The sequence below is a fragment of the Paraburkholderia sp. Ac-20340 genome, from assembly GCF_017104965.1.
In the GTDB taxonomy this organism is placed as follows: Bacteria; Pseudomonadota; Gammaproteobacteria; order Burkholderiales; family Burkholderiaceae; genus Paraburkholderia.
Map to the genome: position 1 here is coordinate 20,889 of NZ_JAAGPR010000053.1, position 22,502 is coordinate 43,390.

Below are 22,502 nucleotides of genomic sequence, written 5' to 3' on the forward strand. Positions count from 1 at the left end.
GAGAAAGCTGATTGCGCGCAAAGAAAGGGGGATTGCCTCGCATCCCGATTGCTGTGTGACCTGCCTTACTTTAGAGTAAGGAGCACCAGCGGAGGAAGACTATGGCTTCGGCAACCGTGACATCCAAGGGGCAGATCACCATACCTGCCGACGTTCGAACCCATCTTGGTCTCTCAACAGGCGACCGGGTCGAATTCGTGCTCAACGAAGCAACGGGGCACTATGAAGTCGTGCCAGCAACCTGCTCGGTGACGGCGCTTAAAGGCATTGTCCGCAAGTCGCGCAAGCCGGTATCGATCGAAGACATGAACGAGGCCATCGCCCTGCAAGGCAGCATGTCCCGATGATCGGCCTCGATACCAACGTTCTCGTGCGCTACTTCGCGCAAGACGATCCAGTACAGGCGAGGAAGGCGACCGCGCTTATCGAGTCGCTGACTTCCGAGCAACCCGGTTATGTCACGCAGGTGGCCCTGGTCGAGACGGTCTGGGTGCTCGCGCGAGCCTACGAGCTTGGCCGTGATGAGATCGTGCACGTGATCGAGACCGTGTTGCGCGCGCGTGAGTTGATCGTCGAAGCGGCTGAGACCGTCTGGAAGGCGGTACGTCTGTACGCGGGGTCGTCAGCCGATTTTGCCGATTGTCTGATCGAAAGACGTTGTCACGACGCTCAATGTGAATACACGGCGACCTTCGATTCGAAAGCCGCGAAGACGGCCAATATGAAGCTCATCAAGTAGGCCGGTTGCCACGCCCCATCGGCGGATCGGCGGATCGTGGCAACGCCTGAGATCTGCGCTTACCCCGCCACCGGCAGCCTGAAACTCGCGATCGACTCGCGCAGTCCCGTGACCTGATCCTTGAGCGAATGCGCGGCGGCCGCCGCCTCTTCCACCAGCGCCGCGTTCTGCTGCGTCACCTGATCCATCTCGCCCACGGCGCGATTCACCTGCTCGATGCCCGCGCTCTGCTCGCGCGAGGCGTTGCTGATCTCCTCCAGAATCTCGTGCACGCGCCGCACCGACGTCACGATTTCGCTCATCGTCGATCCCGCATTGGTCACGAGTTGCTGGCCTTGCGTCACCGTGCCCGTCGATTTTTCGATCAGCGCCTTGATCTCCTTCGCGGCCGCCGCCGAACGCTGTGCAAGGCTGCGCACTTCGGCCGCCACGACGGCGAAGCCGCGGCCCTGTTCGCCCGCGCGCGCCGCTTCCACGGCGGCATTGAGCGCGAGGATATTCGTCTGGAACGCAATGCCGTCAATCACGCCGATGATGTCGCCGATCTGCTGCGAACTGGTCGTGATCTCGCCCATCGTGCGCACCACGTCATCCACGACGACGCTGCCGCGCGTGGCGACATCGGCGGCCTGGCTGGCCAGCGTCGCGGCGTGCTGCGCGCTGTCGGCGTTCTGGCGCACGTTGGCCGTCATCTGATCCATGCTCGAGGCGGTCTGCACGAGCGCGGCCGCCTGTTCCTCGGTGCGTTGCGAGAGATCGGTGTTGCCAGCGGCGATTTCGTTGGCGCCCACGTTGATGTTTTCCGCGCCGCTGCGTACGCGCGCGACCGTCTGCACCAGCGCGCCCTGCATGGTCGCGAGCGCGCTCATCAGGCTCTGCGCATTCGCACCGTGGGCTTCGACGCGCGAAGTGAGATCGCCCTCGGCGATGCGCCCGGCCGTGTCCACCGCGATTTCCAGTTCGCCGCCGATGCTGCCGCGCACGCTTTTCACCACGAAGGCCATCACGACCGTCGCCGCGCCGCCGAGCACGAAGGTCACGATCAGCCAGCGCACGAGGCTGCTGTAGAACGCCGCGCTCACATCGTCCATATACATGCCGGTGACGATCACCCAGTCCCACGGCGCGAAGCGGTTGCCGAAGCTCAGTTTCGGCACCGGCTCGCTGTGGCCCGGCTTGGCCCAGAGGTAATCGACGAAACCGCCGCCTGGCTGATTGGCCGCTTCGGACAGCGCGGTGAAGACGTGTTTGCCGGCCGGATCGGTGAAACCGGATAGTTCCTTGCCGTTCAGTTCAGGCTTGATCGGATGCATCAGCATCACGGCCTGCGAATTGTTGATGCTCAGATAACCGTCCTTGCCGTAGCGGATCGAGCCGATCACGGCGAGCGCCTGCTTTTGCGCATCGGCTTCGGGCAGGACGTTGTGCTGCGACAGTCCGTAGTAATAGTTGGCGATGCTGGTCGCTTCGTCGACGAGCGTGGTGAGTTGCGCGCGCCGCTCGCGAATCATGCCGTCGCGGCTTTGCCATGCGCCGAAGGCAACGATCAGGAGCAGGCCGATCCAGAGGATCGCGATCATCGAGCGGAGTTTCTTGGTGAGGGTCATCGTCTGCTGGGTCGGTCAGGGTTGGCTAAAAGCCGGCGGGCAGGGATGCTTCGCCTTCCTGTGTTTACGGCGTTGGCAAACGTGCGCATGACTTAGGGCGAACCCTGTTTCCTCATAGGAAACAACGATTTGGGACGCTGCGGGCGCAGCGGCCCAGAGGCGCGTGACAGCACGTCGGGGCGAATGCCGCGAAAGTGCGCAAAAAACGGCGAAAAATGCCCCTAAAAGCCACAAATTTCACTGCAACTCCATGATTTGCCACTTCTGGTCGGGATCGACGGCAGATAAAAATCATTTCCGCTATAGTCGCGGCTTCGGTCCACGGCCAGCGCTGTTTTTACGCTCGCTTTATCGAGTCAGCGTGTTGGTTGCTGCATGCTTTGCCGCGATGTTTGTCGCGAAGTTTGTTGCGCTGATTGCCGCTTTAAACGCAGGCTTTAAATCTCAAAGCATCCGACGATGAATCGGTCGGAAAGCCGTAATCGATGTGCGCGAACGATCGTCGCGCGCAGGCGAGCGGCGGGCGACCTGTGGACCAGAAACCGGCTTAACCAACGATGCGATGCGCGCGACGCAGCAACTTTGCCGCGGCGCGACGATGTCCACTGGAGTAAAAAAAATGAACGCACGCGAACCCGCACTGGTTCCCAACGTTGTTTCCACCTCGCGCAGCGCACGTCTGCGCCAGATGCTGGTCAGCAACGAACTCGAATTCCTGATGGAAGCGCATAACGGCCTGTCCGCACGCATCGCGCGCGAAGCCGGCTTCAAGGCGATCTGGGGCTCGGGTCTGTCGATTTCCGCGCAGTTCGGCGTGCGCGACAACAACGAAGCCAGCTGGACGCAGGTGGTCGATAACCTCGAATTCATGGCCGACGCCAGCGATCTGCCGATCCTGCTCGACGGCGACACCGGCTACGGCAACTTCAACAACGTGCGCCGCCTCGTGCGCAAGCTCGAACAGCGCGGCATCGCCGGCGTCTGTATCGAAGACAAGGTGTTCCCGAAGACCAACAGCTTCATCGGCGGCGAAGCGCAACCGCTCGCCGATATCGACGAATTCTGCGGCAAGATCAAGGCCGGCAAGGACTCGCAGACCGACGAGAACTTCTCGATCGTGGCGCGCGTCGAGGCGCTGATCGCAGGCTGGGGCATGGACGAAGCGCTCAAGCGCGCCGAGGCTTATCGCCAGGCTGGCGCGGACGCGATCCTGATCCACAGCAAGCTCTCGAAAGCTGACGAGATCCTCACGTTCGCCCGCGAATGGGCTGGCCGCGGTCCGCTCGTGATCGTGCCGACCAAGTACTACAGCACGCCGACCGACGTGTTCCGCAAGGCGGGCATCAGCACGATCATCTGGGCGAACCACCAGATCCGCGCGGCGGTTTCGGCGATGCAGGCCGTGACGAAGACGATCTACGAAACGCAGACGCTCGTCGACGTGGAAGATCGTATTGCTACGGTCAACGAAATTTTCCGTCTGCAGGACGCCGACGAATACTCGGAAGCCGAAAACCGTTATCTGTCGGCCACGCGCTCGTCGGGTTCGGCGATCGTGCTGGCGGCGAGCCGCGGATCGGGCCTCGACGCCGTCACCGAAGACAAGCCGAAGGTCATGCTGCCGGTCGCGGGCAAGCCGCTGCTGCGCTGGCTCGTCGACGCGTTCAAGAAGGAAGCGATCAACGACATCACCGTCGTGGGCGGCTACAAGGCCGAGGCGATCGACACCGCCGGCATCAAGCTCGCGCGCAACGAACGCTTCGCGCAGACCAATGAACTCGCTTCGCTCGCCTGCGCCGTCAACGTGCTCGAGAACGACACGGTGATCTCGTACGGCGATCTGCTGTTCCGCAGCTACATCCTGCGCGACCTCGTCGATAGCGATGCCGATTTCAGCGTCGTGATCGACTCGTCGCCGGCATCGGAAAACGCCAGCGTGCGCGATTTCGCGTGGTGCTCGGCGGACGACGATCGCGGTCTGTTCGGCAACAAGGCGTATCTGCAGCGTGTGTCGTCGGATCAGGCATCGCAGGGCACGGCGCCGAACGGCCGCTGGATCGGCCTGACGAGCGTGCGTGGCGCAGGCCGCGACAAGCTCAAGGCGAAGCTCGCGCAACTGCAGACGCGCGCCGATTTCGACACGCTCGACATGCCCGCGCTGCTCAACGCACTGATCGAAGACGGCGAGAAGATCGAAGTGCAATACGTGCGCGGCCACTGGCGCGGCGTGAACGACCTCGAAGACTTCCGTCGCGCGGGTGATTTCGCCCACGCGCAGACCCCGATCGGCGGCGGCACCGCAGGTGCGAAGCTGGAGGCGAAGGCATGATCGAAGCGGCACAGTTCGTCGAAGCGGCGCGTGCGCAAGGCTTCGAATGGTATGCGGGCGTGCCGTGCTCGTACCTCACGCCGTTCATCAACTACGTGCTGCAGGACGATTCGCTGCATTACGTGTCGGCGGCCAATGAGGGCGACGCGGTCGCGCTGATCGCGGGCGTGGCGCTCGCGGGCAAGCGCGGCATCGCGATGATGCAGAACTCGGGTCTCGGCAATGCCGTGAGCCCGCTGACCTCGCTCACGTGGACCTTCCGTCTGCCGCAACTGCTGATCGTGACGTGGCGCGGCCAGCCCGGCGTCGCCGACGAGCCGCAGCACGCGCTGATGGGCCCGGTCACGCCGCAGATGCTCGACACGATGGAGATTCCCTGGGAGCTGTTCCCCACGGAAGCCGATCAGATCGCGCCCGCGCTCGAACGCGCTGTCCGGCACATGGACGAAACGGGCCGCCCGTATGCGCTCGTGATGCAAAAGGGCAGCGTCGCGTCGTACGAACTCAAGGGCGGCGGCGCGATGCCTGAAAAGCACGCGCTGCCGGTCGCGCAGTCGAACTTCACGGGCCGCGCCTACGACGAACTGCCGACGCGCCAGCAGGCGCTCGAACGCGTGATCGCGGCGACGCCCGCGGAATCGACGGTCGTGGTGGCATCGACGGGCTTTTGCGGCCGCGAGCTGTACGCCATCGACGATCGTTCGAACCAGTTGTACATGGTCGGCTCGATGGGTTGCGTGACGCCGTTCGCGCTCGGTCTGGCGCTCGCGCGCCCCGACCTCAACGTGGTCGCGCTCGACGGCGACGGCGCGGCGCTCATGCGTATGGGCGCGTTCGCGACGCTCGGCGCCTATGGTCCGTCGAATCTCACGCACGTGCTGCTCGATAACGGCGCGCACGATTCGACCGGCGGCCAGGCCACCGTCTCGCAGCAGGTTTCGTTCGCGAACGTGGCTGCGGCGTGCGGTTACGCCGATGCCGTCGAAGGCGACGAACTCGCCACGCTCGACGCCGTGCTGAACGCTGCGCAGGATCGCGCGAAAGGCGCAAGCGGGGTCGCAGGCACGCGCTTCGTCTGCCTGACGATCAAGCGCGGCACGCCCGACGGCCTGCCGCGTCCGACCATCACGCCGCCGGACGTCAAGACGCGTTTGATGAAGCACATCGGCGCGGCCAGTTAAGCGGCCGACCCAGCGAACTTCGAAGGAACCTCAGCCCATGCTGTTGCTCAATCCCGGCCCGGTCACGCTCACCGAACGCGTGCGCCGCAGCCTGTTGCAGGAAGACCTTTGCCACCGCGAAAGCGAGTTCTTCGACGTGCAGGAAGAGGCGCGCACGCGTCTCGTCGGCGTCTACGATCTCGATCCCGCGCAGTGGCAGGCGGTGCTCATGACCGGCTCCGGCACGGCGGCGGTCGAAAGTATGATCGCCTCGCTGGTGCCCGCGAACGGCAAGCTGCTGATCGTCGAAAACGGCGTGTACGGCGAGCGCATCACCGCGATCGCCACGCAGTACGGCATCGCGCATGAAGTCGTGAAGCACGAGTGGATGGACGCGCCCGACCTCGCGCGCATCACCGCCGCGCTCGACGCCGACAAGGCGATCACGCACGTCGCGATCATCCATCACGAAACCACCACGGGCCGTCTGAACGATCTGCGCGAACTGGGCGCGGCGTGCCGTGCGCGTGGCGTGCAGATGCTCGTCGATGGCGTGAGCAGCTTCGGCTCGGAAGCGATCGATTTCGCCGATACGAGCATTGCCGCCGTGGCCGCGACCGCGAACAAGTGCCTGCATGGCGTGCCCGGCGCGGCCTTCGTGGTGGTGCGCCGCGCGGCGCTCGCGACGGCCGCAAGCCGCACGTATTACCTCGACCTCAAGCGTCTTGCGACCTTGCAGGATCAGCGCAATACGCCGTTCACGCCTTCGGTGCACGCGTACTACGCGCTGGTCGAAGCGTTGCGCGAACTCGCCGACGAAGGCGGCTGGCAGGCGCGTCACGCGCGCTATGCGGCCTTGTCCGAGCAGGTGCGTGCCGGTCTGGCCGCGCGCGGCATGGATTGCGTGCTGCCGAAGGAAGCGTCGTCGGTGGTGCTGCGGGCGTTCCGTCTGCCGGCCGGCATCGACTATCCGAAGCTGCATGACGCGCTCAAGGCGCGCGGTTTCGTGATCTACGCGGGCCAGGGCGGTCTGTCGAAGGAGCTGTTCCGCATCTCGACGATGGGCGACATTCACGCCGCCGATGTCGAGCGCCTGCTGGCATCGTTCGACGAAATCGCGAAGTAAGTGAAGTAAGCGAAGTAAGCATGCGTGGCTCGTCCGAGCCATGAAAAAAGGGCCTTGCGGCGAGGAATCGCTGCAAGGCCCTTTTGTTTTATCGGCGTTGAACCTAGCTGGTTACGCGCTCGCGCGCGGGCGCTTTCGTCGCCTGTTTAGACGGCTTGGCGGTTTTGGCCGACTTGCGGCGCGCACGCGCTTTCTTCAGCCAGATCAGCACGCCCGTCACGCTGAGCACGGCGATCATCACGCCCGTGAAGCTGATGGCGATCCGTCCGGGCAAACCGGCGATGCGGCCCGAGTGCAGCGGAAACTGCGCCTGAATGAAGATGTCGCCAGCGCTGCCTTCGCCGGGAATCTGCTTCGCGAGCACCGCGCCGGTGCGTGCGCTCATGATCAGCCACGGATTGCCGAGGCCCGCATCGCCGTGATCGTCGCCGGCTGCGTAATAGCCCACGCCGATATAACCGAGCGACGGCATCGCGAACATGCCGCCCGGCGGCGCCGTGATGCCTTCGCGACGGCCTACTTCGGCGGCGTTGGCGATGATGCGGTCGCGCGCCTGCAGCATCTCGGCGGGCGAGAGTTGCGGCCCGGGCGCGACCGTGCGGAACGGGTCCGGCGCGAGTTTCGAGAACACCGAGACCACCGGGCGCACGATCTCGCTGCCCAGATTCATCGATATCGATGTGAGCGCGATCACCGTCAGCAGGCCCCAGAGCCAGACGCCGCCCGAGCGGTGCAGGTCGAAGGTGAGCGCGTAGCCGCCGCGCTTGATGCGAAACACCAGCGATTTGCGCCAGCTTTTGAAATTCGGAAACGCCAGCACGATGGCGAAGAAGCCGTCCAGCAGCCAGATCATCCCCACCACGCCCATGGTCCAGACGCTGAAGTTGATGCCCAGTTTCGTCGGCAGGAACAGCGTGTAGTGAAGCTGGTAGATGAAGGGAATCAGGTTCAGGCGCGCGAGCGAGGGCGCGCCCCACATGCGGCGGCCTTGCACGGCGCCCGTCACCGGATCGATCGCGACCTGGTTGTAGTCGAGCGCGTAGGGCTGCTGCGTGTGCGGATCGAGATGCGGTTCCGCGCGCACGATGAAGGTGTGGCCAGGCTCGATGCCGAGCGGCATATAGGACACCACGGCATGCGGATTGGCGGCTTCGAAGCGTTTGACCAGTTCGAGCGGCGGCAGCGGCGTGCCGGGCGTGGCCGCATTGAAGAACGACGGATTGAGCGCGGCGTCGAGCTCGTGGTCCCACGCGATCACCGCGCCCGTCAGGCCGGCGAGGAACAGGAAGGCGGCCGTGCCCAGACCGAGCCAGCGATGCAGGCGTACCAGCAGCGGTCTCATGAGGCGTGCCGTCGGACGGAAGCGGGCGCAGAGGTCAAAACGGTCACGATGGCGTCAGCGGTCGGGTTAAAGGGCAATGAGGGTCGATGCAGCTAAATTGTTGATCGCAAATGCGAATCGTTTGCATTTTACGGAGTGAGCCGGGCCGATGCAAGCGTCATCGTAAGGCTTTAGAAAGCAATAAGCGGGCGCGGATCAAGGATGTCGTTTGCACGACAGCGCAAGGCGAGCGCGCCGCGAAGGCTGTTCGCGGCGCGTGCGAGGAAGAGGCGGGTCAGGCGGAATGCGGCGCGCGGAGCACGCGCCATGACACTCAGACCGGGTCTTTGTTGGGCGGACCGTCCGGGCGTTGCGGTTCTTCGCCGTGATGCCCCGGCGGCGGAGGCGTGAGCGGATCGCGTTCCGGGTCGCGCGTCGGATCGGCGAGCGGATCGGGAAGCGGGTTCGTATGCGAGCAGATCATCGCGGATACCTCGTGCGCGGGCGGCAAGCGCCGCGCAGGACGTGTGGGTGGTCTTCATAGCGTAGGCGATGAAAACCGCGTCTGTGCGGTTTCGGAGCCCGCGGCTTTATCCGCAAGACCGGTTCCTGCAATGCGTGGCGGGCGCTTCAGAGGCCGTCGAGATCGGCGGGCGTGTCGATGTCGCGCAGAATGCCGGGGTCGTCCACGCCGATGCGCGTGAGCGTCTGCGAAGTCAGCAGCGCGCGCGCGCCCGCATCGCCGTCCAGCGCCAGCAGCGCTTCGCGATGACCGTAGCCGAAGCCCACCGGGTGGCCGCGCTGCCCGTCGTAAAACGGCGCGACGAGCGGCTTGCCCGCGTCCAGTTCGCGCGCGACGGCTTCGATCGTGCTCACCGCGATGCGCGGCATGTCCGCGAGCGCGACGATCCAGCTTTCGCCTTCGGTATCGGATTCGATTGCGGCTGCGAGGCTTGCGCCCATGCCGCGCACCGACGCCGCCGCGAACACCACGTCGCAGCCCGCTTCGTTGAGCGTGTGCGCGAGCGTTTCGGCGCCTGGCCGCACGACGGCGATCACGCGCGGCACGACCATCAGCAGCCGGTGCGCGGCCTCGTGCGCGACGGCGAGGCCGTTCGGAAGCGGCGCGAGGAGTTTGTTGCGCAGACCTTCGGGATCGAAGCGCGAACCGGTGCCGGCGGCGAGCAGTACGCCGGTGGCAAGCGATGCATAGGCCATGGGGAGTACCGCACGAGAGGGGGAACGCCGATTGTGCGGCGCAACCGCGCGTGAGGCAAGCCCCGATGCGCCGGCGGTTTTCCTCCCACCAAAGCCGCGCCAGGCCACTCAAAGCCGCTAAACCATCGTGTGCGGCGGCGACATCACTTTGTCGAGCGTGATCGGCAGATCGCGCACGCGCACGCCGGTGGCGTGATAGACGGCGTTCGCAATCGCCGCAGGCACGCCCGTAATGCCGATTTCGCCGATACCGCGCACGCCCAGCGGATTGAAATGCAGATCCGGCGCGCCGACGAACTGCACGTCCAGATCGCCGATATCGGCGTTCACGGGCACGTGGTAGTCGGCGAAATTGCCGTTCACGAAGCGGCCCGTGGCGGTGTCGAGCAGGCCTTCCTCGTGCAGCACCGTGCTGATGCCCCAGACCATGCCGCCCATCAGCTGGCTGCGCGCGGTCTTGGCGTTGAGGACCTGCCCCACGTCATACACGCCGACGATGCGCGCCACCCGCAGCGTGCCGAGATCGGCGTCCACGTGGACTTCGGCGAACACCGCGCCGAACGAATGAAACGCGTATTGCTGCTTTTCCGCGCCCGGTTTCGTGCTGGCCTGCGCTTCGATCGGCTGGCCGCCCGCGCGCGCGATGATGGCGGCGGCGGGGTCGCGCCGCGAGGGATCGGCGCGCAGGGTCACCCAGGCGTCGATCACCGTGACATCGGCGGGCGCGGCGCCGTGGACCGGCGAAGCGGGATCGGCCACGGCCAGTGCGATCAGTTTGTCGCGCGCGCCGCGCGCTGCGGCCTGCACGGCCGGCGAAACGCTGGCCGCCGATTGCGAGCCGCCCGAGCCCGGCGCGCGCGGCAGGCTCGAATCGCCGAGCGCGAAGTGAATGCGTTCGGGCGCGAAACCCAGCGCATCCGCCGCCACCTGCGTCATCACCGTATAGGTGCCGGTGCCGATATCCTGCGTGCCCGAAGCGACCATCGCCGTGCCGTCGGGCAGGATGCGCGCGATGGCGGCCGCCTCGCTGCGATTGGCCGGATACGTCGCGCCCGCCATACCCAGGCCGATCAGCGTCTGGCCCTGGCGCATCGCGCGCGGCGTGGCGATGCGGCGCGACCAGCCGAAGCGTTGCGCGCCCGTCGCGTAGCACTCGCGCAGCGCTTTCGACGACCACGGCTTGCCATCCTGCGGCTCGACTTCGGCGTAATTTTTCAGGCGCAAGGCGATCGGGTCCATGCCGAGCCGCCACGCCAGTTCGTCCATCGCCGATTCGAGCGCGAACGAGCCCGTCGTTTCGCCGGGCGCGCGCGTGAATGTGGGCGTGCCGACGTTGAGCGGCACGACGCGGTGACTCGTGCTCAGGTTCGGCGTGGCGTACATCATGCGCGTGACGAGGCCGGACATCTCGGTCCAGTCTTCGAACGTCGAGGTGTGCGAGAGCGTGTCGTGGCGGATGGCGGTGAGCGTGCCGTCGCGGCGCGCGGCCAGCGAAAAATGCTGCTCCGTGCGCGGACGCGAGCCGACCGGGCCGAACAATTGCGGCCGCGCGAGCGCGAGCCGCACGGGGCGGCCGGTCTGCTTCGCGGCCATCGCGCACAGCGTCACATGCGACCACGACGAACCCTTGCAGCCAAAGCCGCCGCCGATGAACGGCGAAATCACCCGCACGTTGTCCGCCGGGATGCCGAACACGGCGGCCACGGCGGTTCGCGCGCCCGAGACGCCTTGCGTCGAATCGTAGAGCGTGAGTGCCGGGCCGTCCCAGCGCGCCATCGTGGCGTGCGGTTCCATCGGATTGTGGAATTGCACGGGCGTGGTGTAGATCGCGTCGATACTCACGGCGCCTTCGCGCAGGCCGGCTTCGACATCGCCGCGTTGCGAATCGATCGGCCGCCCGGGCTGACCGGGCGGCGTGTGGGCCTGCGCTTTCGCGCGCGCGAAATCGGCGATGGGCGGCGTGGCCGCGTAGGTGACGCCGATGTGCTGCGCGGCGTCGCTGGCGTGTTCGAGCGTGTCGGCGACGACGACTGCTATCGGCTCGTTGCTGTAGCGCACGGCGTTGTCCTGCAAGAGCGTGAGGTGGCGTCCGGCGGGCGGCGCGAGCGGCGTGTGACCGCCGTTGGGCAGGCGCATCGCGTTTTGCCACGTCATCACCAGCAGCACGCCTGGCAGCGCTTGCGCGCGGCGCGTGTCGATCGACGCGATCGTGCCGCTCGCCACCGTGCTCGTGACGATCACCGCATGCGCGAGACGCGCTTCCGGGAAATCCGCGGCGTAGCTCGCGCTGCCTGTCACCTTGAGCATGCCGTCGATGCGGTCGATGGGCTGTCCGATCAGTGGGCTCATGCGAGGTCTCCCGAAGCGTGTGGTGCCTGGCCCGCGGCCTGCATGACGGCGCGCACGATGGCGCGTTGCGCGAGTTCGATCTTGAACGCGTTGCCTTTCAGCGGCTGCGCCTGGGCGAGTTCGGCGGCGGCTGCGGCGCGTAGCGTCGCCGTATCGATTGGCTGACCGGTGAGCCGCTGTTCCGCCACGCTCGCACGCCAGGGCTTGTGCGCGACGCCGCCCAGCGCGATGCGCACGGCGCGCACGCGCTGGCCATCGAGTTGCAGCGCCGCCGCAACCGAAACGAGCGCAAATGCGTAACTGGCCCGATCGCGCAGCTTCAGGTAATGCGCGTGATCGGCGAAAGCGGGCGGCGGCAGATCGACCGAGGTGATGAGTTCGCCGCGCGCGAGCGTGGTGTCCAGATCGGGCCGCTCGCCCGGCAGCCGATGAAACTGGGCGATGGAAATCGCGCGTGCGCCGTTCGGTCCGCGCACCTGCACGATCGCATCGAGTGCGGCGAGCGCGACGCTCATATCGGAAGGATTCACGGCCACGCATTGCGCGCTCGCGCCGAGGATCGCGTGCATGCGATTGACGCCATCGCGCGCCGCGCAGCCGCTGCCGGGCGTGCGCTTGTTGCATTGCGCGAAGGCGGTGTCGTAGAAGTAGCCGCAGCGCGTGCGCTGCATCAGGTTGCCGCCGACCGTCGCCATATTGCGCAATTGCGGCGATGCGCCCGCGAGCAGCGCCTGCGCAAGCAGCGGATAGCGCGTGCGCACCAGCGCGTGATTGGCCGCGTCGCTGTTGCGCGCGAGTGCGCCGATACGCAGGCCGCCGTCGGGCAGCGTTTCGATGCGCTCGAGCGCCGCGATATGCGTGATGTCGATGAGGGTGAGCGGATGCGCGATGCCGCCTTTCATCAGGTCGAGCAGATTCGTGCCGCCGCCGATGAAAGCCGCACCGGGCTGCTGCGCGGCGGCGAGGGCGGCGTCGATATCGGTGGCGCGCTGGTAGGCGAGTGCGTCCATGGATGCGCCTCCGCGATCACGCGCTGGCGGCGTGCGCGTCGCGCACGGCGGCCACGATGTTCGCATAGGCGCCGCAGCGGCAGATATTGCCGCTCATGCGCTCGCGTATTTCGTCATCGCTTAGTTGTGCTGGGCGTGTTCGCACGTCGGCGCTCACGGCGCTGGCGGTGCCGGCCGCGAACTCCGAAAGGCACGCGGTCGCCGAACACAACTGGCCTGGCGTGCAGTATCCGCACTGCAGGGCATCGCGCTCGATGAAGGCGCGCTGGATCGTGGCCGGCACGCCGGTCGTCGCGAGACCTTCGACCGTGGTGATGCGCTGGCCTTCGTGCATCACGGCGAGCGTGAGGCAGGCGTTGATGCGCCGCCCGTCGGCCAGCACCGTGCACGCGCCGCATTGGCCGCGATCGCAGCCTTTCTTGGTGCCGGTGAGGCCCGCGTAATCGCGCAGCGCGTCGAGCAGCGTCACGCGCGCTTCGAGATGCAGCACATATTCGCGACCGTTGATGTCAAGCCGCACCGGTTGCGCGGGCACGGCGGGCGGCGTGGGGGTATCGGCGGCATTTGCGGGTTCGGGCGCGTTCTGCGCACGCAGATGCGGCGCCGCGCCCAGGGCGGCAGCCGCAGCGGCCGATTGAAGAAAGCGACGGCGGGCGGGTTCGGCGGGTTCGCTGGATGCGTCGGCGTCGTGAGGCCGATCGTGGGAAGTCGGGGACATGGCGTTCGCAGGCTCCATCTGGGGAGGATGGCGATGGGATCGCACGCGTTCGGCGCAAGTACGCCGCGATGCCGCGTGAGCCATCGTCGCGCAGCGTGCGGACCTCGATGTGCAACAGTCTTTCAGGAGCAATTCCGATGCCGCAAAAACCGGCCCTATCGCGCAGTCGCAGCAGCGGACAGACCTGCAAGTTGCGCGCGCCGCGCGAGAAAGTAAAGCGCAAACGCCGGGCTGCGAGCGAAACTTTCGTGATAGCGCCGCTTCTGGCGCGGGCCTGTCGAATGCCTGACGTCAGGCCGTCGCGAAGCTGGCGAGGCAGCCAGTTTGTGGCGATGGCACGATGCGGCAGGCGTGCGGAATAGAGGTCCGCCTCAGGTACGCGTTGCGCGGGCGACGCGCACCCTACAATGCTTGCGATCCATGCAACCGGGAGGAGACCCTATGCTGACGGTGCACCACCTCGACAACTCGCGTTCCCAGCGCGTCCTCTGGATGCTCGAAGAACTGGGCGTCGAATACGAGATCGTGGAATACAGGCGCAACAAGGACACGCTGCTTGCGCCGCCCGCGCTGCGCGCCGTGCATCCGCTCGGCAAATCGCCGGTCGTGACGGATGGCGATCTCACGCTCGCGGAGTCGGGCGCGATCCTCGAATATCTGGTCGAGCGTTACGGCAACGGCCGCTTCGTGCCGCCGCGCGACACGCCCGAATTTCTGCGTTATCGCTACTGGATGCATTACGCCGAGGGCTCGGCCATGCCGCCGCTGCTGCTCAAGCTGGTCGCGAGCCGCATCGCCAATGCGAAGGTGCCGTTCTTCATCCGGCCGATCACGCGCAAGATCGCGGGTTCGCTGGAGAGCGAATTCGTCGATCCGCAACTCGACCTGCATTTCCGTTATATGGCGAAAGAACTGGAAGCCACGGGCTGGTTCGCGGGCGATGCGTTCACGGCCGCGGACGTGCAGATGAGTTTTCCGCTGGAAGCCGGCGCGAAGCGCGCGGGCGCGGAATCACTGCCGTCGATTCGCGCGTTTCTCGATCGCATTCATGCGCGGCCGGCGTATCAGCGCGCGCTCAAGCGCGGCGGTGAGTTCACGCTGTTCGGATAAGATCAGGATGTCGAAGTAATTGTGCGAAGCGCAAAAAGGCCGGGAATCTCCCGGCCTTTTTTTACCACGGTGTCGCGCTGGCGCGATCAGTCGATGCCATGAAACACGGCGTCGTCCGGGCCCAGATATGCGGGCGGGCGCCACACGGCGTCGCGCATCGAATGCTGCACGAGGTTTTCCACGCCCAGCAGCACCGCGAAAATCGCCATACGCACGGGGATGCCGTTGTCGGTCTGGCGGAAGATCGCCAGACGCGGATCATGGTTCAGGTCCGTCGACAGATCGTTTGCGCCCGGGCGGCTGTCGCGCGGCAGCGGGTGCATCACGAGCGTTTCGGGGCTGCAGCATTCGTCGAGCAGCGCCTGGTTGATCTGGAAGTCCGGCGTGTAGCCTTCGAACGATTCGTCGGTGAAGCGCTCTTTCTGGATGCGCGTCGCGTACACCACGTCGGCGCCGCGCAGGCCCTGGCGCAGGTCCGTGGTCTGCTCGACCACGTGGCCGTTGGTCGTGATCAGATCGACGATATACGTGGGCATTTCGAGCATCGGCGGCGAAATGAGCGAGAACTTGATGCCGCGATAGAGCGCCAGCAGCTTCACGAGCGAGTGCACCGTGCGGCCGTACTTGAGGTCGCCCACCAGCGCGATATGCGCGCCGTCGACGATCTTGCCCAGACGCGAGAACTCGCGCTGGATCGTGTAGAGGTCGAGCAGCGCCTGGCTCGGGTGTTCGCCCGGGCCGTCGCCGCCATTGATGACGGGGATGTTCACGGCGCGCGCGAACTCGGCCACCGAGCCTTGTTCAGGATGCCGAATCACCATCGCATCCACGTAACCGGCCATCACGCGGCTCGTGTCGTAGATCGATTCGCCCTTGGCCATCGACGAGAACGTGAAACCGGTCGTGTCGCACACCGAACCGCCCAGACGGCAGAACGCGGCGCCAAAGCTCACGCGGGTACGCGTGCTGGCTTCGAAGAACAGGTTGCCGAGCACCGCGCCTTCGAGCACGCGCGAGATTTTCCGGCGTCGCGCGATGGGCTGCATGATGTCGGCCACGCGGAACAGCGCTTCGACGGAGTCGCGCGAGAACTGGTTGGTCGACAGCAGTTGCGGACGGCCTTCGAACTGGATCTGGCTGGCCAGCGAGTGCGAATCTACGCTTTGCGTATAGCCTTCGCGCGGCTCGACGTTACCGACGATCTCCGAGACAAACCGCTCGACGATCTCGGGCATGGCCCGCGATTCCTGCGATTCTTCCGGCAGCAGCCACGTGTCGAGCGCCCGGCGCGATACGCCGATACGGCTCGCGAACGCGTCGCGGGTCATGTTGAGACGACGCATGGCGTCGCGGAGGAAGGCTTGTTGCGGAACGCTCATGCTGGCACCCGTGATAGCTGGTTGATGTACGCGGTGCGTATATTAGTTCGGTGGCGCGAGAAGTCAAGCGGTTTTGCGTCGATCGGCACTTTCGGGCGCCGTTTCACCCGGCCGGGAGAGGCGCTTTAAATTGGGATGGGGCTTTATGCGACGCCGCGATAATCGCCGTTTTGATTTCGAGCGGGCCGGCGCGCGCTGGCCGTAGCAGCCTGATGTACGCACTGTTTTGCACTCTGTTCTCGTGCGTTTCGCTTATCTGCGCGAAATGCCGTCGTCGGGACCGGTCATGAAAATGCCTTGGACCAGCTCGGTCGACGAACTTTCCAGCGGCGAGACCCGCTTCGTCACGCATCGCGCCGCGCGTCGCACGGCCATCTGCACGGCCTGTGTCGTGGGGCTAGCCGCGCTCGCGGGCGGTGTGGCGATCGGCCGCTATAGCAGCGTGGTGGATGTGCCGGTCGGCCCGGGCGTCCAGGGCGCGGCCACGCATCATTATGTGGTGGGCGAGATTGGCCGCATGAGCGCGTCGATCTCGCTGCTCGATCCGCGTATCGAGCGCCTGGCCGCGCAGATCGCCGATTTGCGCCAGTTCGACCAGCGTTTGCGCGCGCAGACGCCGCGCGGCGGTGTGCCGGCGGCGGCCGCACCCGTTGCTCCGGCTACGCGCTCCGGCGACGACGATGAAGACGACGGTCACGATCGCGACCACGACCACGAAAGCGCGGCAGGCGGCGAGGGCGGTCCTGCGCTTGCGCCGCGTCGCTGCGTGGAGGCTTCGGCTTCGCGCGCCAATGCGCACGCGGTCAGCGGCGCAGTCGATTGCATGGCCGCCACGCTCACCGTGCTGGAGCAGGCGGTTGCCGAACACGAGGCCGCGTTGCAGGCCTTTCCGGGACGTCGGCCGACCGAAGCGGGGCGGCTCGGCTCGCCGTTCGGCAACCGCATCGACCCGTTCACCAAGCGTTTGAGTTTTCATCCGGGACTCGACATCGTCGCGCCCACTGGCACGCCGATTTTCGCCGCCGCGGGCGGGCGCGTGATTTTCGCGGGCCCGAAAGCGGGCTATGGCAATTGCGTCGATATCGATCACGGCAACGGCTTTACGACGCGCTACGGGCACGCTTCGAAGATCGACGTGCAGGTCGGGCAGATCGTGCTCGCGGGCGACCATATCGCCGATGTCGGCTCGACCGGGCGTTCGACCGGGCCGCATCTGCACTTCGAGGTGATTGTGAACGGTACGCAGGTCAATCCAGTCGGCTATCTCGCGCTGTTTAGCGCCTACGGTCATGGCTGACGCGCGCCGCACCGCACGCGTGCGCACGGACACGCAACGCGCCTTCGAACTGCAACCGGTGCGCTCGCGCGCCTGGCGCTGGGGCATGGCGATGCTCTGGACGGTGCTGGCCTCGGGCGCCGGCGCGGGCACGGTGGCGTGGATTCATCACGTCAACGATGCCGAACGCTGCCCGGTTCTCGCGCCCGACGCCTTGCAGATCCGTCTGACCAACGCCGAACTCGCGCTCGAGCAGGAGCGCGCGGCGCGCGATGCCTTGCAGAAGTCCGCATCGGCGGCGCAGGCGCAGGCTTCGGCGCTGCAAACCGAAGTGCTGTTTCTGCGCGGCCATGGCGCGCGCGAGCCGGCGCGCTAGGCAGGACAGACACGTTCTTCTCAACATCGACCTGAAATTCCATACAACGCAAACCTGACGGTGGTTCCCATGTTCAACAAAAAGAAGCCCCAGCCGGGCATCCAGCAAACCAAACTCGCCACGCTGATCGCCGAGGACGTCCGCATTTCCGGCAACGTCGAATTCGCCGATGGCCTGCGCCTCGACGGCCAGATCACCGGCAATATCAGCAGCAAACCGGGCACGCAGACGCTGTTCGTGCTGAGCGAGCGCAGCGTCGTGCAGGGCAACGTGCACGGCTACGATCTGGTGGTGAACGGGCGCATCGTCGGTGATGTGATCGCCGATCATTTCGTCGAACTGCAGGCGAACGCGCACGTGATCGGCAACATCTACTATCAGCAACTGCGGATGGACTGCGGCGCGACCGTCGACGGCAAGCTGACAAAGCGCGATCCCGCCGATGCGCCCAGTCTGCTGCTCGACACCGCCATCATCGATGTCGAATCGATTGGCTGATGCCGGGTATTGGCGCCCTGAGCGGCGCGTTATCTCGCTATTCCGGTTACACTGCCGGGTATGTCACGTCAGCCGAACCTCATTGCCACGCTTTTCTTCGCCGCCTCGCGCGCGATGGATACGCACGCGTGCGCTTCGTCGGTCGGCGTGAAAGCCAAAGCCAAAAAACAGCCGCTCATCTGACCGGAGCTTGCTGTTCCGTCGGATGTTGCGATGGAACGGCCGCCCGGCACCCGCTTCTCTTCTCCCTGGCACGCTGACTCCCGCGCACGGCTCGACGGATTTTTCGTACGGTCGCGTTCAAGGGAAAGTCATGTCTTCGTTTTCGGGTATCTGGATTCCGCTCGTCACGCCGTTCAATCAGGGCGCCGTCGATCATGAGGCGCTCGATGCGCTGGTGCGTTACTACGTGCGCGCAGGCGTGGCCGGTTTCGTCGCGCTGGGCACGACCGGCGAGCCCGCAGCGCTGGACGAACGCGAGCAGGATGCCGTGCTTGCCACCGTGCTGGCCAGTGCGGGGGCGTTGCCGGTGGTGGCCGGCGTCAGCGGCAATCACACGCAATCGGTCTGCGAGCGCGTGGCCGCGCTCAACGACACGCCCGTTGCAGGCGTGCTCGCGGCTGCGCCGTATTACATCCGGCCGTCGCAGGCCGGTGTGATCGGCCACTTCGCGGCCATCGCCGATACCAGCCGCAAGCCCGTGATCCTCTACGACATTCCCGCGCGCACCGGCGTGACGCTGGCGCTCTCGACGCTGCTCGAACTCGCCGGTCACGCGCGCATCGTCGCGGTGAAGGATTGCGGCGGTTCGCTCGACAAGACCCTGGCGCTGATTCTCGATGGCCGCCTCCAAGTGCTGTGCGGCGAAGATCTGGATATGTTCGGCGCGTTGTGCGCGGGCGCGAGCGGTGCGATTGCGGCATCGGCGCATGTGCTGCCGGAGCGCTTCGTGGCGATGGAGCGGGCCTTGCGCGAGGATCGTCTGGCCGAGGCGCGCGCGATCTGGCACACGCTCGTGCCGCTCGTGCGCGCGGCGTTCGCGGAACCGAATCCTGGCCCGGTCAAGGCGGCGCTCGCGCGACAAGGTTTGATGCGCAACGAACTGCGCGCGCCGATGACGTGCGTGAGCGATACGCTGGAAGAGACGTTGGGGAAACTGCTGGCGTGAAGCGCGTGATCGCGCGGCGCGCCCCGCAATGGGGGACGCGCTGCGCGAGACGATCAGCGGGCCGCGCGGGCGCTTGCGCTGCTGCGTGCGCGGCGGCGCGTGCGCGGACGTTCGCCGTCCACGGGTTCGCCGTTCAGCAGAATGCGGCGGCCAGGCACGTGTTCCGCCACCAGACGCGCAATTTCGAACGCCGAACTTTCCGCGGGCACGACCTGGCGGCGCGCGCCGTCGTCGAGCGGCGTCGTCCATTCGACCAGCCGATAGGCGCGGCCCCACGGATGCTGCAGCGGCGTGGAAACGCGACACGATGCGACGCGTGTAGTCGAGCCTTCGCGCAGCAGGGACTGCAGGTGCATCAGCACGTCGTTGTCTTCAGGCATGGCTTCGCTCCTCCTCGACTAACCGCATAAAAAAACGCCGCCGATGTTCCGGCGGCTCAACAGGGGTGAGCGTATGGTTGCAGCGAAGAATTAAACGAGCCTTAAGAGCGCATCGGTGCGCAAGGCCTTTCTGGGCGGCGCTGCGCGCGCACAGACGCCCGCGCGGATCAAAAATCCGCACGGAGCGCTGCAACCCGGTAGAGCGAAATGAAAAGCCGGCGGGGGGCGAAATCTGCGCGAAATCCGCGCGCGATCAGTGCGTGCCTGTGCCGTTTTGCCGCAGCGCCGCGCGCACCTTGCGGGCGGCGAACAGCGGGAGATAGTCGTGAATGCGCGCGTCGGCGCGGTAGAGATCGAGTGTGTCGGCGTAGATGCGGGCGACCGTTTCCTCAGGAGCATGAAACTCTTCGGCGATGCTGTGAACGATTTGCGCGGCGTCGACTTGCGGCATGACGTTTTCTCCGGTCAGCGGTTGGGCGGGGCAGACGAGTCTGGAATTCAAGGACATGGTCGCGCGGGATGCCAATTGAATCGCTCTATTGGGATTGGCCTCGCGCAAATGGGGTTTGTGCGTGGCTTGTTTGAATCGTCGTGTGAAAAGAAGAAGGCCCCGGCGAAGCGCGATGTCTTCGCCGGGGCCGTGCATCAAGCCGGTGCTGCCCTGTCTATATAGTGAGCAAAGTCTTTACGCCACGCTTTCGAGCGACGGGTAATCCGTGTAGCCGGTTTCGCCGCGTGCGTAGTAAGTCGACGGATTCGGCGCGTTGAGCGGCGCGTTCAGTTCGAAGCGGCGCGGCAGATCGGGATTGGCGATAAACAGCTGGCCCCAGGCGACGGCATCGGCTTCGCCGTCGGCGAGTACTTTCTGCGCCGATTCCAGCGTGAATTTTTCGTTCGCGATGTACGGGCCGCCGAATTCGGCCTTCAATTGCGGGCCAAGGCGATTTTCGCCGAGCGATTCGCGTGCGAACAGAAAAGCGATCTTGCGCTTGCCGAGTTCGCGCGCGACATAGCCGAAGGTCGCGGCCGGGTCCGAATCGCCCATCGTGTGGGCGTCGCCGCGCGGCGCAATGTGAACGCCGACGCGATCCGCGCCCCAGACATCGATACAGGCATCGGTCACTTCGAGCAGCAGGCGCGCGCGGTTTTCGATCGGGCCGCCGTAGGCGTCGGTGCGCTGGTTGGTGCTGTCCTGCAGGAACTGGTCGAGCAGATAGCCATTTGCGCCGTGCACTTCGACGCCGTCGAAACCGGCGGCCTTCGCGTTGATCGCGCCCTGGCGGTAGGCGGCGACAATCCCGGCGATTTCATCGAGTTCGAGTGCGCGCGGCGTGACAAACGGGCGTTGCGGGCGCACGTGGCTCACGAAGCCTTGCGCGGCGATCGCGCTCGGTGCGACGGGCACTTCGCCGTCGAGGAAGATCGGGTCCGAGATGCGGCCCACGTGCCACAGCTGCAGAAAGATGCGGCCGCCTGCGGCGTGCACGGCTTCGGTCACGAGCTTCCAGCCGTCGACCTGTTCCTGCGACCAGATACCCGGCGTTTCGGCGTAGCCGACGCCTTGCGGCGTCACTGACGTCGCTTCGCTGACGATGAGGCCGGCGCTTGCGCGCTCGGCGTAGTACTTCGCCATCAGCGCATTGGGAACGCGGACTTCGCCCGCGCGCTGACGCGTGAGTGGCGCCATGATGACGCGGTTAGGGAGCGTGAGATCGCCGATCTGAAGGGTGTCGAAAAGCGTTGCCATGTAATCACCTGTGGCGGGCGCGGCCCGCGGCCTGAAGCAAAAAGGGAGAGAAACCGAAGTTTCCGGCGATGCGCGCCGTCACAACTGCTGGTTCATGTGGGCGAGAAACGCCTCGATGACCGGTTCGTTGCGCTTGAAGAACACCCACTGCCCAACCCGCTTCGACGTGACTAGGCCGGCTTTCTGCAGCGCGGCCAGATGCGCGGAGACTGTCGACTGCGAGAGCCGGCAGTGCGCATCGATGCGGCCAGCGCAGACGCCGTGGTCGAGCGGTAGCTCCTGATCGGCGAAATGCGCCTGCGGCTCGCGCAGGCAGGCAAGGATCTCGCGGCGCACGGGATTGGCGAGCGCTTTGTAGATCGCATCGAAGTCGAGGGGTGAAGGTTCTGGGTGTTTCATCGGGTGTGCATCGTTGCTGAGCGAATCTTATATCGCTATTTTACGATATGGGCGATCGCACTGATTGCAATAGGGGTGATGCAGATAGGAAATGGCTGTTTGCTGTGGATGACAACGCCGCAGGTGCTTATGGCCGAGCGTTATTTGCAGCCACCCCCTTGCGGGGCGACGTCCATAGCGCTAAGATTCGCCCCCTTCGCTGCACGCCGAACCGCAGCGAAGCCGCCGACGAAACACGGCGGTTCGGTCCGGCAGCATCTTTTAAGCAGTAGCATAAAAAAAGATGTTGACGAAACGAAGAAGAGCCTTCATAATCTCGTTTCTCTGCTGCTGACGCAGCGACGCGGAACCCGCCGGAAAGTTTGGATGTCTGGCTGGTGTTCGCGAATCGATCTTTAAAAATTTACAGCCGATAAGTGTGGGCGCTTGATGATAATGCGGCCCGATGAGTTCTCCGGAATTCATCGGGAGTGGCAAAAGTATCAAGAGTCTCACACAAAAGTAAGTCAGGTTTTTGAAGTAATTCAAATTCCTGTCAGCTTTGAGTGAGCGACCGGTTCGAGAGAACCGAAAACAGTAACAGGTTTAAACT

The 22,502-nt window shown here is 65.4% G+C and carries 22 protein-coding genes and 1 pseudogene; 11 read left to right on the forward strand and 12 right to left on the reverse strand.

What is annotated here, in order from left to right:
* The first annotated feature begins 101 nt into the window (after positions 1–101).
* Together G3N59_RS35105 and G3N59_RS35110 are read left to right on the forward strand one after the other, a co-directional pair.
* Positions 102–347: an AbrB/MazE/SpoVT family DNA-binding domain-containing protein gene (locus G3N59_RS35105; RefSeq protein WP_205987555.1), complete on the forward strand. Its 246-nt coding sequence runs from the start codon at positions 102–104 to the stop codon at positions 345–347.
* Positions 344–739 (forward strand): type II toxin-antitoxin system VapC family toxin, encoded by a 396-nt coding sequence (locus G3N59_RS35110; RefSeq protein ID WP_205987557.1) that lies wholly within the window; start codon positions 344–346, stop codon positions 737–739. Before G3N59_RS35105 ends, G3N59_RS35110 begins: the two co-directional genes overlap by 4 nt.
* Before the next feature lie 59 nt (positions 740–798).
* Here G3N59_RS35110 and G3N59_RS35115 read toward each other — a convergent pair whose 3' ends face one another.
* Positions 799–2,346, reverse strand: coding sequence for a methyl-accepting chemotaxis protein (locus tag G3N59_RS35115; RefSeq protein ID WP_205987565.1), 1,548 nt, complete (start codon positions 2,344–2,346; stop codon positions 799–801).
* Between the two features lie 163 nt (positions 2,347–2,509).
* Here G3N59_RS35115 and G3N59_RS35120 point away from each other — a divergent pair, with 163 nt between their 5' ends.
* From G3N59_RS35120 to G3N59_RS35135, 4 genes are all read left to right on the forward strand, one after another.
* Positions 2,510–2,809: a hypothetical protein gene (locus G3N59_RS35120; protein WP_205987566.1), complete on the forward strand. Its 300-nt coding sequence runs from the start codon at positions 2,510–2,512 to the stop codon at positions 2,807–2,809.
* A 156-nt stretch (positions 2,810–2,965) separates the two neighbouring features.
* The gene (aepX, locus tag G3N59_RS35125) at positions 2,966–4,675 is read left to right on the forward strand and encodes a phosphoenolpyruvate mutase (RefSeq protein ID WP_205987569.1); all 1,710 of its coding nucleotides are present in this window, start codon (positions 2,966–2,968) and stop codon (positions 4,673–4,675) included.
* Positions 4,672–5,856, forward strand: coding sequence for a phosphonopyruvate decarboxylase (gene aepY / locus G3N59_RS35130; RefSeq protein ID WP_205987570.1), 1,185 nt, complete (start codon positions 4,672–4,674; stop codon positions 5,854–5,856). Before aepX ends, aepY begins: the two co-directional genes overlap by 4 nt.
* A 37-nt stretch (positions 5,857–5,893) precedes the next feature.
* A complete protein-coding gene (locus G3N59_RS35135) occupies positions 5,894–6,961 on the forward strand; it encodes a 2-aminoethylphosphonate aminotransferase (RefSeq protein ID WP_205987572.1) in 1,068 nt (355 codons plus the stop codon).
* Positions 6,962–7,064: 103 nt separating this feature from the next.
* Here G3N59_RS35135 and G3N59_RS35140 read toward each other — a convergent pair whose 3' ends face one another.
* From G3N59_RS35140 to G3N59_RS35165, 6 genes are all read right to left on the reverse strand, one after another.
* Positions 7,065–8,303 (reverse strand): PepSY-associated TM helix domain-containing protein, encoded by a 1,239-nt coding sequence (locus G3N59_RS35140; RefSeq protein WP_205987574.1) that lies wholly within the window; start codon positions 8,301–8,303, stop codon positions 7,065–7,067.
* A gap of 313 nt (positions 8,304–8,616) precedes the next feature.
* Complete coding sequence (locus G3N59_RS35145; protein WP_165976784.1) at positions 8,617–8,766, reverse strand: hypothetical protein; 150 nt, start codon at positions 8,764–8,766, stop codon at positions 8,617–8,619.
* A 146-nt stretch (positions 8,767–8,912) separates the two neighbouring features.
* Positions 8,913–9,500, reverse strand: coding sequence for a nucleotidyltransferase family protein (locus G3N59_RS35150; RefSeq protein WP_205987576.1), 588 nt, complete (start codon positions 9,498–9,500; stop codon positions 8,913–8,915).
* A 117-nt stretch (positions 9,501–9,617) separates the two neighbouring features.
* Complete coding sequence (locus G3N59_RS35155; protein WP_205987578.1) at positions 9,618–11,849, reverse strand: xanthine dehydrogenase family protein molybdopterin-binding subunit; 2,232 nt, start codon at positions 11,847–11,849, stop codon at positions 9,618–9,620.
* On the reverse strand, positions 11,846–12,859 hold the full coding sequence (locus tag G3N59_RS35160) for a xanthine dehydrogenase family protein subunit M (RefSeq protein WP_205987579.1): 1,014 nt from the start codon (positions 12,857–12,859) through the stop codon (positions 11,846–11,848). The genes G3N59_RS35155 and G3N59_RS35160 overlap by 4 nt, the downstream gene beginning before the upstream one ends.
* 16 nt (positions 12,860–12,875) lie before the next feature.
* Positions 12,876–13,577 carry a 2Fe-2S iron-sulfur cluster-binding protein gene (locus tag G3N59_RS35165; RefSeq protein ID WP_205987580.1) on the reverse strand — a complete coding sequence of 234 codons (702 nt, stop codon included), beginning with the start codon at positions 13,575–13,577 and terminating at the stop codon, positions 12,876–12,878.
* 441 nt (positions 13,578–14,018) lie between these two features.
* On the opposite strand from G3N59_RS35165, the gene G3N59_RS35170 reads away from it, so the two are divergent.
* Positions 14,019–14,687, forward strand: a complete 669-nt coding sequence (locus G3N59_RS35170) for a glutathione S-transferase (RefSeq protein ID WP_205987581.1) — start codon at positions 14,019–14,021, stop codon at positions 14,685–14,687.
* 86 nt (positions 14,688–14,773) lie between these two features.
* Here G3N59_RS35170 and G3N59_RS35175 read toward each other — a convergent pair whose 3' ends face one another.
* A complete protein-coding gene (locus G3N59_RS35175) occupies positions 14,774–16,066 on the reverse strand; it encodes an aspartate carbamoyltransferase (protein ID WP_205987582.1) in 1,293 nt (430 codons plus the stop codon).
* Positions 16,067–16,352: 286 nt separating this feature from the next.
* Here G3N59_RS35175 and G3N59_RS35180 point away from each other — a divergent pair, with 286 nt between their 5' ends.
* From G3N59_RS35180 to dapA, 4 genes are all read left to right on the forward strand, one after another.
* Complete coding sequence (locus G3N59_RS35180; RefSeq protein ID WP_241024802.1) at positions 16,353–17,363, forward strand: M23 family metallopeptidase; 1,011 nt, start codon at positions 16,353–16,355, stop codon at positions 17,361–17,363.
* Positions 17,356–17,718: a hypothetical protein gene (locus G3N59_RS35185; protein WP_205987585.1), complete on the forward strand. Its 363-nt coding sequence runs from the start codon at positions 17,356–17,358 to the stop codon at positions 17,716–17,718. The genes G3N59_RS35180 and G3N59_RS35185 overlap by 8 nt, the downstream gene beginning before the upstream one ends.
* Positions 17,719–17,787: 69 nt before the next feature.
* The gene (locus G3N59_RS35190) at positions 17,788–18,216 is read left to right on the forward strand and encodes a polymer-forming cytoskeletal protein (protein WP_205987586.1); all 429 of its coding nucleotides are present in this window, start codon (positions 17,788–17,790) and stop codon (positions 18,214–18,216) included.
* 313 nt (positions 18,217–18,529) lie between these two features.
* Positions 18,530–19,384: a 4-hydroxy-tetrahydrodipicolinate synthase gene (gene dapA / locus G3N59_RS35195; protein ID WP_205987588.1), complete on the forward strand. Its 855-nt coding sequence runs from the start codon at positions 18,530–18,532 to the stop codon at positions 19,382–19,384.
* Positions 19,385–19,530: 146 nt separating this feature from the next.
* Here the strand turns inward: dapA and G3N59_RS35200 are convergent.
* The 4 genes and pseudogenes from G3N59_RS35200 to G3N59_RS35215 all read right to left on the reverse strand — a co-directional run.
* Positions 19,531–19,764: pseudogene (locus G3N59_RS35200) on the reverse strand (DUF2866 domain-containing protein); the annotation flags it as partial.
* A 253-nt stretch (positions 19,765–20,017) separates the two neighbouring features.
* Positions 20,018–20,410 carry a DUF3562 domain-containing protein gene (locus G3N59_RS37495; protein ID WP_346777982.1) on the reverse strand — a complete coding sequence of 131 codons (393 nt, stop codon included), beginning with the start codon at positions 20,408–20,410 and terminating at the stop codon, positions 20,018–20,020.
* Between the two features lie 39 nt (positions 20,411–20,449).
* Complete coding sequence (locus G3N59_RS35210) at positions 20,450–21,511, reverse strand: alkene reductase (RefSeq protein ID WP_205987590.1); 1,062 nt, start codon at positions 21,509–21,511, stop codon at positions 20,450–20,452.
* A 78-nt stretch (positions 21,512–21,589) separates the two neighbouring features.
* Complete coding sequence (locus G3N59_RS35215; RefSeq protein ID WP_205987591.1) at positions 21,590–21,910, reverse strand: metalloregulator ArsR/SmtB family transcription factor; 321 nt, start codon at positions 21,908–21,910, stop codon at positions 21,590–21,592.
* Positions 21,911–22,502 lie beyond the last annotated feature (592 nt).

What these genes read in the sequence shown, in the direction of transcription:
- G3N59_RS35105 (WP_205987555.1), top strand. Translation starts at nt 102, where the DNA reads ATGGCTTCGGCAACCGTGACATCCAAGGGGCAGATCACCATACCTGCC.
- G3N59_RS35115 (WP_205987565.1), bottom strand. Translation starts at nt 2,346, where the DNA reads ATGACCCTCACCAAGAAACTCCGCTCGATGATCGCGATCCTCTGGATC.
- G3N59_RS35185 (WP_205987585.1), top strand. Translation starts at nt 17,356, where the DNA reads ATGGCTGACGCGCGCCGCACCGCACGCGTGCGCACGGACACGCAACGC.
- aepY (WP_205987570.1), top strand. Translation starts at nt 4,672, where the DNA reads ATGATCGAAGCGGCACAGTTCGTCGAAGCGGCGCGTGCGCAAGGCTTC.
- G3N59_RS35110 (WP_205987557.1), top strand. Translation starts at nt 344, where the DNA reads ATGATCGGCCTCGATACCAACGTTCTCGTGCGCTACTTCGCGCAAGAC.
- G3N59_RS35160 (WP_205987579.1), bottom strand. Translation starts at nt 12,859, where the DNA reads ATGGACGCACTCGCCTACCAGCGCGCCACCGATATCGACGCCGCCCTC.
- G3N59_RS35180 (WP_241024802.1), top strand. Translation starts at nt 16,353, where the DNA reads ATGAAAATGCCTTGGACCAGCTCGGTCGACGAACTTTCCAGCGGCGAG.
- G3N59_RS35145 (WP_165976784.1), bottom strand. Translation starts at nt 8,766, where the DNA reads ATGATCTGCTCGCATACGAACCCGCTTCCCGATCCGCTCGCCGATCCG.
- G3N59_RS35170 (WP_205987581.1), top strand. Translation starts at nt 14,019, where the DNA reads ATGCTGACGGTGCACCACCTCGACAACTCGCGTTCCCAGCGCGTCCTC.
- G3N59_RS35155 (WP_205987578.1), bottom strand. Translation starts at nt 11,849, where the DNA reads ATGAGCCCACTGATCGGACAGCCCATCGACCGCATCGACGGCATGCTC.
- G3N59_RS35215 (WP_205987591.1), bottom strand. Translation starts at nt 21,910, where the DNA reads ATGAAACACCCAGAACCTTCACCCCTCGACTTCGATGCGATCTACAAA.
- G3N59_RS35150 (WP_205987576.1), bottom strand. Translation starts at nt 9,500, where the DNA reads ATGGCCTATGCATCGCTTGCCACCGGCGTACTGCTCGCCGCCGGCACC.
- G3N59_RS35135 (WP_205987572.1), top strand. Translation starts at nt 5,894, where the DNA reads ATGCTGTTGCTCAATCCCGGCCCGGTCACGCTCACCGAACGCGTGCGC.
- dapA (WP_205987588.1), top strand. Translation starts at nt 18,530, where the DNA reads ATGTCTTCGTTTTCGGGTATCTGGATTCCGCTCGTCACGCCGTTCAAT.
- G3N59_RS35140 (WP_205987574.1), bottom strand. Translation starts at nt 8,303, where the DNA reads ATGAGACCGCTGCTGGTACGCCTGCATCGCTGGCTCGGTCTGGGCACG.
- G3N59_RS35175 (WP_205987582.1), bottom strand. Translation starts at nt 16,066, where the DNA reads ATGAGCGTTCCGCAACAAGCCTTCCTCCGCGACGCCATGCGTCGTCTC.
- G3N59_RS35190 (WP_205987586.1), top strand. Translation starts at nt 17,788, where the DNA reads ATGTTCAACAAAAAGAAGCCCCAGCCGGGCATCCAGCAAACCAAACTC.
- G3N59_RS37495 (WP_346777982.1), bottom strand. Translation starts at nt 20,410, where the DNA reads ATGCACGGCCCCGGCGAAGACATCGCGCTTCGCCGGGGCCTTCTTCTT.
- G3N59_RS35210 (WP_205987590.1), bottom strand. Translation starts at nt 21,511, where the DNA reads ATGGCAACGCTTTTCGACACCCTTCAGATCGGCGATCTCACGCTCCCT.
- G3N59_RS35165 (WP_205987580.1), bottom strand. Translation starts at nt 13,577, where the DNA reads ATGTCCCCGACTTCCCACGATCGGCCTCACGACGCCGACGCATCCAGC.
- aepX (WP_205987569.1), top strand. Translation starts at nt 2,966, where the DNA reads ATGAACGCACGCGAACCCGCACTGGTTCCCAACGTTGTTTCCACCTCG.